General features: G+C 66.2%; 12 protein-coding genes. 6 read left to right on the top strand and 6 right to left on the bottom strand.

Translation table 11 applies throughout. The annotated features are described in order from the left end of the window. Window position 1: 1 nt before the first annotated feature. The 3 genes from CAL12_RS13975 to CAL12_RS13965 all read right to left on the bottom strand — a co-directional run bounded on the left by CAL12_RS13975 (window position 2) and on the right by CAL12_RS13965 (window position 2,758). Window positions 2-817, bottom strand: a complete 816-nt coding sequence (locus tag CAL12_RS13975; protein ID WP_086064997.1) for a carbon-nitrogen hydrolase family protein — start codon at window positions 815-817, stop codon at window positions 2-4. Further along, window positions 814-1,767: a LysR family transcriptional regulator gene (locus CAL12_RS13970; protein ID WP_086064996.1), complete on the bottom strand. Its 954-nt coding sequence runs from the start codon at window positions 1,765-1,767 to the stop codon at window positions 814-816. Before CAL12_RS13970 ends, CAL12_RS13975 begins: the two co-directional genes overlap by 4 nt. Before the next feature lie 85 nt (window positions 1,768-1,852). Next, on the bottom strand, window positions 1,853-2,758 hold the full coding sequence (locus CAL12_RS13965; RefSeq protein ID WP_086064995.1) for a TauD/TfdA dioxygenase family protein: 906 nt from the start codon (window positions 2,756-2,758) through the stop codon (window positions 1,853-1,855). 242 nt (window positions 2,759-3,000) lie between these two features. On the opposite strand from CAL12_RS13965, the gene CAL12_RS13960 reads away from it, so the two are divergent. Then, window positions 3,001-4,056 carry a tripartite tricarboxylate transporter substrate binding protein gene (locus tag CAL12_RS13960; RefSeq protein WP_157792986.1) on the top strand — a complete coding sequence of 352 codons (1,056 nt, stop codon included), beginning with the start codon at window positions 3,001-3,003 and terminating at the stop codon, window positions 4,054-4,056. 14 nt (window positions 4,057-4,070) lie between these two features. On the opposite strand, the gene CAL12_RS13955 is transcribed toward CAL12_RS13960, so the two are convergent. Then, on the bottom strand, window positions 4,071-4,874 hold the full coding sequence (locus CAL12_RS13955) for an IclR family transcriptional regulator (protein WP_086064993.1): 804 nt from the start codon (window positions 4,872-4,874) through the stop codon (window positions 4,071-4,073). A 107-nt stretch (window positions 4,875-4,981) separates the two neighbouring features. Between CAL12_RS13955 and CAL12_RS13950 the strand changes: the two genes are divergently transcribed. Genes CAL12_RS13950 through CAL12_RS13930 form a run of 5 tightly spaced genes read left to right on the top strand, consistent with a single transcriptional unit; the run spans window position 4,982 to window position 9,922 of the window. Next, on the top strand, window positions 4,982-5,986 hold the full coding sequence (locus tag CAL12_RS13950; protein WP_086064992.1) for a Bug family tripartite tricarboxylate transporter substrate binding protein: 1,005 nt from the start codon (window positions 4,982-4,984) through the stop codon (window positions 5,984-5,986). A 50-nt stretch (window positions 5,987-6,036) separates the two neighbouring features. Continuing rightward, window positions 6,037-7,557 (top strand): class I adenylate-forming enzyme family protein, encoded by a 1,521-nt coding sequence (locus tag CAL12_RS13945; RefSeq protein ID WP_086064991.1) that lies wholly within the window; start codon window positions 6,037-6,039, stop codon window positions 7,555-7,557. Beyond that, window positions 7,554-8,369 carry a citryl-CoA lyase gene (locus CAL12_RS13940; protein WP_086064990.1) on the top strand — a complete coding sequence of 272 codons (816 nt, stop codon included), beginning with the start codon at window positions 7,554-7,556 and terminating at the stop codon, window positions 8,367-8,369. The genes CAL12_RS13945 and CAL12_RS13940 overlap by 4 nt, the downstream gene beginning before the upstream one ends. Window positions 8,370-8,375: 6 nt before the next feature. Continuing rightward, complete coding sequence (locus CAL12_RS13935; RefSeq protein WP_232464805.1) at window positions 8,376-9,125, top strand: SDR family oxidoreductase; 750 nt, start codon at window positions 8,376-8,378, stop codon at window positions 9,123-9,125. Continuing rightward, complete coding sequence (locus CAL12_RS13930) at window positions 9,122-9,922, top strand: SDR family NAD(P)-dependent oxidoreductase (protein WP_086064989.1); 801 nt, start codon at window positions 9,122-9,124, stop codon at window positions 9,920-9,922. The genes CAL12_RS13935 and CAL12_RS13930 overlap by 4 nt, the downstream gene beginning before the upstream one ends. A 331-nt stretch (window positions 9,923-10,253) precedes the next feature. Here the strand turns inward: CAL12_RS13930 and CAL12_RS13925 are convergent, their stop codons facing one another. Together CAL12_RS13925 and CAL12_RS13920 are read right to left on the bottom strand one after the other, a co-directional pair. Then, the gene (locus tag CAL12_RS13925) at window positions 10,254-10,664 is read right to left on the bottom strand and encodes a tripartite tricarboxylate transporter substrate-binding protein (protein WP_157792985.1); all 411 of its coding nucleotides are present in this window, start codon (window positions 10,662-10,664) and stop codon (window positions 10,254-10,256) included. 122 nt (window positions 10,665-10,786) lie between these two features. After that, window positions 10,787-12,001, bottom strand: a complete 1,215-nt coding sequence (locus tag CAL12_RS13920; RefSeq protein WP_086064987.1) for a multidrug effflux MFS transporter — start codon at window positions 11,999-12,001, stop codon at window positions 10,787-10,789. Window positions 12,002-12,044: the final 43 nt, after the last annotated feature.

Genomic DNA, 12,044 nt, shown 5'->3' with positions numbered 1-12,044 from the left:
TTCAGAGCACCTTGTGGCTGGCCAATGGAATCTGCTCGCGTACGCGGCGCACGAGCGCCGGTTCTATCCGCGCGGTAACGAAGCCTTCCTCATCGGACGCCTTGGCCACGACGTGGCCCCACGGGTCGCACACCAGCGTGTGGCCATAGGTATGCCGACGCTCGCCGTCCTGCATGAAGGGGCCGACCTGCGCGGGCGCGAGGAAGTAGCACTGCGTTTCGATGGCGCGGGCGCGGCACAGCACTTCCCAGTGATCCTTGCCGGTCTGCAGCGTGAACGATGCCGGCAGCAGGATGACCTGGGCGCCGCGCTTGACCAGCATCTGGAAAAGCTCCGGAAAGCGCAGGTCGTAGCAGATCGCCAGGCCGAAGACCACGCCGTCGATTTCCGCGACGACGGGCTCGCGGCCTGCCATCACCGCGTCGGATTCGCCGTAGCGCAAGCCGTCCGGCGCGACGATGTCGAACAGGTGGATCTTGCGGTAGCGGGCGATCTCGCGGCCTTGCGGATCGAACACGACCGACGTGTTGTAGACCTTGGCCGGATCGGGCGAGCGCTCGTAGAAGCTGCCCGTATGCACATGGATGCCGTGGTCGATCGCGAGCCGCCGGCACATGTCATAGGCCGGGCCGTCGCGTTCGGCTTCGCCCGCGGCGACCTTGTCGGCCACGCTGCCGCCGGCCCAGTCGAAATGCTCGGGAAACGACACCAGGCGGGCGCCGTCCTCTTCGATGGCCTGGCGCGCGAGCCTGCGCGCGGTATCGATGTTCCGCTGCTTGTCGGCCACGGAATTCATCTGGATGATGCTGGCTTTCACATGTCCTCCTGGACTGCGTCTGTGGATTCGTCTTCCCATGCCCAGGCGGGATTGGCGGCCTGGCAATACAGCTTGGCGGCCTGGCGTGCCAGGGCGGCCACCCCGCGCGGCAGGTCGGAATGTTCGCGGTCGGCGAACACCGCCACGTAATTGACCGCCACGAAGGGCTTGGCGACCGGCAGTTCCACCAGTGCTCCCCGGTCGATTTCCTGCTGCACCACGACGCGCGGCACCGCGCATATGCCGATGCCGGAGCTGGCCATCTGCACATTGGTGGGGACCGCGGCGGATGCGTGTATCACCACCGTCTGCTGCGCCTCGTCGGCGAAATAGCTATCCAGCCGGGCCTGCGATGGCGTGCCGTGGGGATAGCCGATCACCGGAAATCTCGCCAGGTCCTGCGGCGACAGCGGACGATCGAGCGGGACGCCCAGCGACGGGCTCGCCACGAAGCACATCGAAAAACTGAACAGCGGCACCACGACCACGCCGGCATCGGCCGGCGGCGTGATAGACACCAGCACGATGTCGCGCCGCCCGGCATCCAGCTCCACCAGCAGCAGCTCGGAAAGCTGCGTCGTCACGCTCAGCGAGATATGCGGGTACTCCTCGCGTATGGTCTTGACCAGTGGCGGGAACAGGGTAGGGATCAAGGTGCTCACCGCGCCCACGCGGACCTGGCCGCGCATTTCGGCCGGATCCAGCATCATGCGCCGCAGCTTCTGGTAGTCGTCGATAATGATCTGCGCCTGGTCGATGAAGCGGCGTCCCTCGGCGGTCGGCTCGAAGCCCAGTTCCGAACGCACGAAGAGCCGCACGCCCAGGTCCGATTCGATGGAAGCGATCCGGTTGGATATCGCGGTATGCGTGATGCACAGCTTCTCCGCGGTGGCCTTGATGCTGCGCAGGCGGGCCAGCCAGAGCACGGTTTCCAGGAAGCGGATGTTCATGGCATTTCTCGATCGACAGGGATACGCCGATCATGCCGAAGATCGCGACGGACGCCATTGGTGACTACCCCGCGCCGGGCCCGGCTCACAGCGCCAGCGCCGCGGATGTTTCGGCCATGCGCGGTTCGTCGCCTTCCAGCGTCGTGCGGTGCATGGTGCGGACGTAGCGCGTGTCGTCGAAGCCGGTGGCGCAATGCTGGGTGCAACGGTTGTCCCACAGGATCGCGTCGCCGGCCTGCCACTGCTGGCGAAACAGAAAGCGCGGCTGCTGGGCGAATTCCTGCAGATAGCGCACCAGCGCCTGTCCCTCGTCCTTGGGCAGGCCTTCGACGTCGCAGGCCCAGCGGCCGATATAGAGCGACGTGCGCCCGGTGACCGGATGGCGGCGCGCCAGCGGATGACAGACGTCGGGACGCTCGCGTTTCTGCTCTTCCGTCAGAGGGTCCATCAGCGGGTAATAGACGTGGTGCAGGTCGATACGGCTGTAACGCGCGCGCCGTCCGGCCATGGCCTGCTTGATCTTGTCCGGCAGGGCTTCGTAGGCCGCGTACATGTCGGCGAACAAGGTATCGCCGCGCTCGGGCGGAACGCTTTTGGCGTAGAGAAACGAACCGGCGTTGGGAATGCGCTTGTCCTCGCCGTCCGTATGGAAGCCTTCGCCGGCGCGCTTCAAGCCCGCGTCGCCCGCGCCTTGTTCCTGCGCGATGGGGCGGCTCGGATCGTCCTTGCTGGCATTGGAGACGACGAAGATCTCGGGATGGCCCGCCAAGTTGAATTTCAGGGGCGTCATGATGTGCAGCGGTCCGAAACGCCGGCTGAATGCGACGTGCTGTTCCGGGCTCATGTCCAGGCCGCGGAACCGCAGGATGCCGTGGGCCGCCCAGGCTGCCTCGATACGCCGGAAATCGTCGTCCGATACTTGAAGGTCCGGCGGTACGCCGACGATGTCGGCGCCGAAATTCCGCTCGAAAGGTTGGACGACGATGGCCATGGCTGCCTGCTCCCAGAGTTGTCGAGGCCTTGCGGGCGCCGGATCGCTGGACTGGAATCCGTTCACGCCGCTGTCAAGGTGCGGACAGTATCTGGCGCGGCCGGGCGCGGCGTCGAACGCTTTTTTCTTGCGGGAGGGGCAAGCTTTTGTTGCGACGCCGAGGCCGACCGCAGGCCCTGGCTATTGATCTATTTTCGGTATATGTTCTCAATTTGGAACAAATAACGAATCAGGGGAAACCAGTGCCGCCACGCCGCGTGCTTGCCTGTGTGTCGTCGTTCATGCCGCCGTTCATGCCGCCGTTCGTGGCGCGATCCGTGGCGCGATTTGTTGCGCTGTTCTTCGCCCCGTTCGTCGCCCCGTTCCTCGCCTTGTTCGCCTCCATGCCGGCCGCGCATGCCGCGAACGACTATCCCAACCATCCCATCACCCTGGTGCTGGCCTATCCGCCCGGCGGCGGCACGGACTTCGTGGCGCGGCTGCTGGCACGGGAGCTGGACAAGACCCTGGGCGTGAATGTCGTGGTCGAAAATCGCCCGGGCGGCGCGAGCGTCATCGGGACGAGTGTGGTCGCCCGCGCGCCGGCGGATGGCTATACGCTGTTGCTCGCGGATCCCGCCTTTGCCACCAATCCCAGCCTGATGCGACAGCTGCCGTACGACCCGCGCAGCCTGACACCCATCGCCACGGTGACGGTATCGCCGCTGGTGCTCTCGGTACCGGCGTCCTCCGCGATCAAGCGCCTGGACGAACTGGTCGCCACGGGCAGGCAGAGCCGCGACGGGGTGACTTTCGCGTCGGCGGGCCTGGGGTCCAGCCCGCATCTCGCGGGCGAATTGCTGAAACTACGCACGCAGGCGAACTTCGTGCACGTGCCGTACAAGGGCAGCGGCCCGGCGATGACAGACCTGATCGGCGGCCGCATCGACTTCGCCTTCGCCACCTTGCCGGCGGCGTCGCAGTACATCCTGAAAGGCCAGTTGCGCGGACTGGCGACCACAGGCGACGCGCGCAGCAAGCTTTTGCCGGACCTGCCCACCGTTTCGGAAAGCATCCCCGGCTTCCGGGTGAATTTCTGGACCGCGCTGGTCGCGCCGCGCGGCACGCCGGCCGACGTCCTGGACAAACTCAACGCGGCCGTGAAGACGGCCCTGCAAAGTCCCGCGATGCTGAACGGGCTGGAGCAGGCCGGCGAAAATCCCACCTACATGTCGCAATCCGATACCGCGGCCTTCATCGCCAACGAAAACAGCAAATGGGCCAAGGTGATCAGCGAAGGCGATATCCACATCCAGTAAGGATTCTTCCAGCGCTAACGCTGCGCCAGTTCGGCGCGCAGGACTTCGGCGATCGTGCGCTGGCGCGCGGCGGGCATGCGATCGATCAAGGTGGATACGCTGATCGCCAGCCGGGGATAGCCTTCCGCATCGCACCAGGCCATTCCTACGCCGAGCGCGCCTGGCACCGCGGTATTGCCGATGACCGACCAGCCACGGTCGCGGGTGCTCTCCACCAGGCGACGGATATGCGCGGCCGTCAGGCCGCCGTAGCCGCGCAGGGCGGTTTCGTTGCGAGCGATCACGGCGGCGGCTTCGGCAGGAGGCAGCGCGGCCAGCAGCGCCAGGCCCGCGGCGCCCACGCCCAAAGGCTGGCGGTGCCCCACGGTGACGGTCAGCACCTGCACCGGGTAATTGCCCAGTTCACGATGCAGGCACAGTGAGTCGTCGCCCGCGCGGCAGATCAGGAAGGCCGAGTCGCCGATGGTGTCGCTGATGCGGCGCATCGCGGGGCGCCAGCGCCGTATCGCCTGTTCATGCGGATCGCCACTGTCGGCGTCGGTTTGCAGCACGCGATAACGCGGTTTGTCGCCATCGCGCAGCGCATAGCCTTCGTCCACCAGGACGTCGAGGAAGCGATACACGGTCGAGCGTTGCATGCCGGTCTGAGCGGCGATCTCGGTCACGTGCAGGCCGGCGTTGCCCGCGCGCCGCAAGGCGCCCAGGATATGCAGGCCACGTCGCAAGGTGCGCGGCCCGCCGTCGCGGTCAGGGACGGCGGCTGTCTCGTGCTTGCGGCGGCCCCGCGGCGGCGTTCCCTCAGTGGATATCTTGTTCATTATTTGGACAAACGATCTTTGCGGTCTTCCTGTGTGGAAGCATCATACGTCGAGGCAAGCACAGAATTGTCCAAAATTTAGACAAATATACGGAGACAGGAAAAATGATGCTTACACGCTGCACGCGTGCGCTGACGGCCGTCGTGCTGGGTGGCGCGATGAGCCTGGGCCTTGCCACGCTGGCCCAGGCCCAGACGCAAACCCCGTCCAAATACCCCAGCCATCCCGTGACCATGGTCGTCGGCTATGCCGCCGGCGGCGCCACCGACATCGTGGCGCGGCTGCTGGCCAAGTCCCTGACGCAGGAATTGGGGCAGACCTTCGTGGTAGAAAACCGCACCGGCGCCAACAGCAATATCGGCGCGGAAACCGTGACGCGCGCCGCGCCGGACGGCTACATGCTCTACGTCGGTTCGATCGCCAACACGATCAACATGACGCTGTACAGCAAGCTCAACTACGACGTGAACAAGGACTTCGCGCCCGTGGGCATGATGGCCTCCGTGCCCAACATCCTGGTGGTCAATCCCAAGATGCCGATCAATACCGTCAAGGAATACATCGCCTACGCCAAGGCCCATCCGGGCAAGCTGACCTGCGCGTCGTCGGGCAGCGGGTCGTCCATCCATCTTTCCTGCGAGCTGTTCAAGATGGAGACCGGCACCGACATCCTGCACGTGCCGTATCGCGGTAGCGGTCCGGCGGTGGCGGATCTGCTGGGCGGGCAGGTCGATTCGATGTTCGACAACATGCCGTCTTCCTTGCCTCATGTGCGGGCCGGGAAGCTCCGCGCGCTGGGGGTGACTTCGCTGCAGCGCGTGTCTTTCGCGCCGGATGTGCCGACGTTGGCGGAGTCGGGCTTGCCCGGCTTTTCGGTGCAGTCGTGGTTCGGGCTGATGGCGCCGGCCGGCACGCCGCCGGCGGTGATCGAGCGGCTGAATACGGCGTTGAACAAGGCCTTGCAGGATGCCGACCTGCGGGCGGTGTACGAGAAGAGCGGGTTCGTGCTGCCGCCCGAGGACAACACGCCCAAGGCTTTCGGCAGGTTTATCGCCGCGGAGACGGAGAAGTGGGCCAAGGTCGTGAAGACGGCGAATTTGAAGGCTGAGTGACCGGGGACCGGTTGCACGTGTTGTGGCCGCCTGTATTCAAGGAGTGTCTGGTGTACCCCATCGATTTCTTTTTCCGCGCGGCGCAGCGCTATCCTGGTAATACGGCGCTGGACGGGCCGGACGGGCGCATGTCGTACGCTGACCTGGCGGATCGTGTGCGTGCCCTGGCCGCGGCGATGCAGGCCTTCGATCCCGCACCGCAGACCCGCGTCGCCATCTGCGCCGGCAATACGGCCGAACATATCCTGGCGCTGCTGGCCACGCTGGCGGCGGGCAAGATCTGGGTGCCCCTGAACTACCGCAGCACCCCCACCGAGATCGGCCGCATCCTGGAGGCGACCGAACCGTCCATCATCGCGCTCGATGCCGTCGGCGCGCCCCTGGTCGGCACGTCGATCGTCGCGCGCCGCATCCGGCTGGATGAGGCAGCCGTTGGGCACTCGACCGAATACGCGCTGTCCGCCTTGTTGGCCCGCCATGCCGGCGCGGCGCCTGACGTCTACCCGATGGATCGCGACGCGGTGCAGGCCATCAAGTTCACCGGCGGTACCACCGGCCTGCCCAAGGGCGTGATGCAGCCGGCGCGCGCGTGGAACGCCGGCATCATCAACCAGATCAACGGCTGGGGCCTGGGACCGCAGGACCGCTACGTGGTGGCCGCGCCCATTACCCACGGGACGGGCACCTACCTGCTACCGCTGCTGGCCCAGGGCGGCGCCTTGCTGCTGCTCGACCAGGCCAGCCCCGCCACCATCACCGCCGCCTTCCGCGAACGCGGCGGCACGCTCAGTTTCATGCCGCCCACCCTGATCTACATGATCATGGCGCAGGATGGCGTGTCGCGCGCCGACTTCCCGCAATTGCGTAATCTGATCTACGGCGGCGCCCCCATGCCCGTGGGCAAGTTCGAACAGGCGCGCGCGTTCTTCGGCCCCGTGCTCGGCACCACCTACGGCCAGACCGAGGCTCCGCAGATCGTCACCCTGATGCGCCCGGCCGATTTCGAGGACCCCGCCAACCTGGGTTCGGTCGGTCGCGTCACATGGCTGTCGGACCTGGCGATCCTGGGGCCGGATGGCCAGCCCGTCGCCACCGGCGAGATCGGCGAGGTGGCCGTGCGCGGCGACCTGGTCATGAAGGGCTATTGGCGCCTGCCGGAGAAAACCGCCGAAACCCTGGTCGACGGCTGGCTGCGCACCGGCGATACCGGCCTGGTGGATGAACGCGGCTACCTGTTCCTCAAGGATCGTCTGCGCGACGTCGTCATCACGGGCGGCTTCAACGTGTATCCGGTCGACGTGGAGAACGCCTTGATCTCGCACCCCGACGTGCACGAGTGCTCGGTGTTCGGCGTACCCGACGACAAATGGGGCGAAGCCGTGCATGCCGCCGTGCAGCCGCGCGCCGGCGCCGTCATCGATGCCGAAGCGCTCAAGCTGCATGTGCGCGGGCTGCTGGGACCGGTCCATACCCCCAAGCAGATTCATGTCTACGAGAGCCTGCCCCGATCGTCGGTGGGCAAGGTGCTCAAGAACGCGGTGCGCGACGCCGCCCTCAAGGAGATCGCATGACTGGTTCATCGAACGGCGCGGACCGCGACAAGGGCACCGGCCCCGTCACCCGGCTGTGCGCGCATCATCTCACCGGCATGTCCTATCGCGATGCCGACCTGGTCGAGGACCTGATCGGCAAGACCACATTCACCGAGGTGCTGTTCATGCAGATCACGGGACGCAAGGCGCGTCCGGTCGACCTGCGCATCGTCGATGCGGTGCTGGTGACCTTGATGGAGCATGGCCTGACCCCCAGCGCCATCGCCACCCGGCTGATCTATATGAGCGCGCCGGAAAACCTGCAGGGGGCGGTGGCGGCCGGCCTGATGGCCGTGGGCAGTTCCTTCGTCGGCACCATGGAGAACTGCTCGCGCCTGCTGGACCGCATCAAGGATGCCGCCGATCCGCGCGCCGAGGCGCTGGACATCGCGCGGGCCCATCGCGCGGAGAAGCGCGCCATGCCGGGCTTCGGCCATCATCTGCACAAGCCCGACGACCCGCGCGCGATCAAGCTGCTGGACCTGGCCGACGCGGAGCCGGAACTGGCGGGCACCTCGGTGCGCGCCCTGCGCACGCTGGCCGCCGCGGTGGACGAGGTGGCGGGACGCCACATCACCATCAACGCCACGGGCGCGGTGGCGGCCTTGCTGGGCGAACTGGGCATCCCCACCGCGCTGATGCGCGGTTTCGCCGTGATCTCGCGTGCCGCCGGCCTGGTGGCGCACGTGGCCGAGGAGCAGGAAAGCCCTTCCGGCCGGTTCATCTGGGACACCATCGACCATGCCATTCCCTATGTGGGCAAGGGCAAGAGCCATCAGGCGCGGGAGTGACGGACCATGGCGATGAAACAAGCCAAGGAAACGGTCCGCGACGTCCTGGTCACGGGCGGCAGCCAGGGAATAGGGCGCGCGGTGGTACGGCGTCTGTTGGCGGAAGGCGCGCGGGTGATCAATTTCGATCTGCGCGCGCCGCCGGAAACGCTGCCGGGCGAGACGCATGTGGCGGTCGACCTGGGCGATGCGGCGGCGACCCGCCAGGCCGTGGCGGAACTGGCGGCGGTGACGCCGGTGCTGCGCCTCGTGAATAACGCCGGCATCGTGCGGCCGGCGCCTTTGCAGGACGCCACGCCGGAAGACCTGGCGGCAGTCAGCGCCCTGAATCTGCAGGCGCCGCTGCTGTTGCTGCAGGGGCTGTTGCCGGGCATGCGGGCGGCGCGTTTCGGCCGGGTGGTGAATATCGCCAGCCGCGCCGCGCTGGGCAAGGCCGAACGTAGCGTCTACGCGGCGACCAAGGCGGGGCTGCTGGGAATGACGCGTACGTGGGCGCTGGAGATGGGCGCGTATGGCGTGACGGTCAATGCCATCGGTCCGGGACCGATCGCCACCGAGCTGTTCACGCGCGTCAATCCGCCGGGTGCGCCGGCCACGCAACGCATCATCGACAACATCCCGGTGCGGCGCATGGGGCAACCCGAGGATGTCGCGCATGCGGTGGCTTCGCTGCTGGACGACCGCGCCGGCTTCATCACGGGGCAGGTGCTCTATGTCTGCGGCGGCATGACGGTCGGCCTGGGGCAGGCGGCATGACGGCGCGCCTGGCGGGCAAGGTGGCGCTGGTGGCCGGCGCGGGGGCCAGCGGGCCGGGCTGGAGCATAGGCAAGGCCAGTTGCGTCACCCTGGCGCGGCAGGGCGCCCGCATCATCGCGCTGGACCGCGACGCGGCGGCGGCGGAGGATGCCGCGCAGGAAGTCGCGCATGCCGGCGGTATCGCCTTGCCTCTGTGTGCCGACGTCGGCGACGAAGCGGCGATGCGCCAGGCCGTGGCCAGCGCCATGGCGGAATTTGGCCGCATCGACATCCTGCAGGCCAATGCCGGCATAGGCAAGGTGGGCGGCCCGGGCGATATCAGCGTGGAGGAGTGGGAGCGCATCCAGCGCGTCAACGTGACCAGCCTGCTGATCGCCAGCAGCCTGGTGGCGCCCATCATGAAGGCGCAGGGGGGCGGCGCCATCGTCACCGTGTCTTCCGTCGCCGGCATACGCTACACCGGCTATCCGCACCTCGCGTACAGCGTGACCAAGGCCGCCGTCATCCATTTCGCCCGCATGCTGGCGCAGCAATACGCCGCCGACGGCATCCGCGCCAATACCGTCATTCCCGGCCTGATCGACACGCCGCGCGTGCGTCACACGGTGGGCCGCATGTTCGACCCGGCCGATGCCCAGGCCGCCAGCCGCGCCCGCGATCGCCAGGTACCCATGGGCCGCATGGGCAGCCCGTGGGAAGTCGCCAACGCCATCGCTTTCCTGGCCTCGGACGAAGCCTCCTACATCACCGGTACGGAACTCGTAGTAGACGGCGGGTTGGTGGGCAAGTATGCCTAGAAAAGCCTATCCAGATTCCGGCGCGGTACAGGGGTCGAGCAGTCGGCTCGATCCAGGCTAACATCGCTCTGCTTGAGTAATTCGTTTCCACGCGGCTCGGTGGAATTGCCGGCTGCGTCAACAACGGGCGTCATTGACTTTTGCAAGCTCCGATCCATGGCCTGGATCGAACAACCAATAGGAGATGAATATGTTAGTCGCGGCGCAGGCCCCGGTATATCTTGAGTGCATCGTCGACAGGCCTACCCGGAAGTATCCGTTCAAGGTGACCATCGATGAACAGACCCAGTCCGTCATATTCGAAGACTCGGGCTCGAATTTTGTTTACCGTCTACCGGCCACTTTTTCGGCGTCGACCGTAGCTTTTGTTTATGAGCGGTATGGCAACGGGCCCGCGTACCAGATCAGCCGGGTGGATCTGTCCGTGAAGGAAACATTCGCCGCGGTAGGCCAGACATCTCCGGGAAAATGCTCCATGGAAAAGGTTTTGAAGCGCGCGTTCTAGGCCCGTGCCATCGGACAAGTATGCGTAGCAAAGCCTAGCTGGCGGGAAGGCCGGCGCCGCCTTGGCCGCGGCAATCAGCCGGGTCAGCGTCTTGTAGGGCGCGTCCTTATTGGCGAGCAGCACGAACGGCGTGTCGACGACCGGGGCGACATAGGTGTAATTCCGCGCCGCGTCGTAAGGCAGCTGCTTGTACAGGCCGGGCTCGCTGCCCATGCGCTTGCCCAGCAGGCGCGCCACCACGTATTGCGCAAGCGGGCTTCATCCTAGGGAAGGGGATCGCACAGGACAAATATGGCTTTCCTATGCGCGCATAGGCGATTCCTCTGGCGGCGCACATCGAAGTCCGCCCGGAATGCGCCTTATCCGGCCCGCTTGGCGGCCCAGAACGCGAGCTGGGAAAGCAGGCCGGCGGCCAGCAGGGTGGCGCCCGCGGCGACAGCGGGATCGCTGCCTATGCCCGCCAGCGCGGTGCAGGCGGCGCCTATGGCCATTTGCGAGAAGCCATAAAGGCCCGACGAAGATCCGCTGACCGCCGGATTGACGTTCAAGGCTTGCGCCATTGCGGTCGGCGACGCAATGCCCGCGCCGTAGGTCAGGAGCAGCATCGGGCCCACGGTGAGGGCCATGGACAGGCTTCCCGACACGGCGGATACGAAGAACACCGCCGCGCCGAGACAGCTCAATGCATTGCCGGCCACCATCAGCCGCGCCACCGGAATCCGGCCCAGCAGCTTGATGGCGGTAAGGTTGCCGAACCAGACGCCGAGGATATTCAGGGCGAGGTAGTAACCCACTTCGTGAGCCGGGCGATGAAGCTGATTCACGTAGATAAAGGGAGCCGCCCCGATAAAGGCATAGAGGGACGTCGTCGCGCAGCCGCCGCCGAAGGCATAGCCGACGAAGCGCTTCGATCGCAGCAATTGCAGATAATTGTGCAGGACCGCGGCCGTCCCGCGCCGCGTGCCGCGCACGGTTTCCTTCAGCCTCAGGAAAACGAAAATGACGTTCAGCACCGCGAACACCGAAAGCACGGCGAAAATGGAGCGCCAACCCAGGGTTTCCGTCAGTGCCGAACCGATAAGCGGGGAAAGGCCCGGGCCCGCCATGATGATGAGGTTCAGCATCGACAGCCGTTTCGCGGCGTCGTCGCCCGCGACGCTGTCACGGATGATGGCCCGCCCCAATACCAGTCCGGTACAGCCACCCAGCGCCTGGAAGAGCCGCGCCGCGATGAGCGAGTCGATGGTCGGCGCCACGAGCGCGGCGATGCATGAGGCCGCGTACAGCACCATGCCGAACAGCAGCACCGGGCGACGGCCATAGCGATCGGATATCGGTCCGTATATGAGCTGGCCGATCGCCAGCCCGATGATGTAGAAGCTCAGCGTGCGCTGTACCGAAGACGTGCTTGCGCCCAGGTCCAGCGCGGCCGACGGAAGCGCGGGCACGAAGATGTGCATGGCCAGCGTACCCGTCAAGGTGATAAGCGCGAGCAGCCATAGTGGCGAGCGCTGCGGTGGTGAAGGCGGAACGGGCGGGGCGAGGGGAGGTGCTTCCGTGGTTGGAGAAGTCATTGGGCAACGGGGTGGGCGGCTGATATCCGCTACGAATGTTAGC

This window comes from Bordetella genomosp. 8, from assembly GCF_002119685.1.
Taxonomy (GTDB): domain Bacteria; phylum Pseudomonadota; class Gammaproteobacteria; order Burkholderiales; family Burkholderiaceae_B; genus Bordetella_C.
Note: the sequence above shows the minus strand (reverse complement) of the source record. Positions and strands in the feature narration are given on the sequence as shown.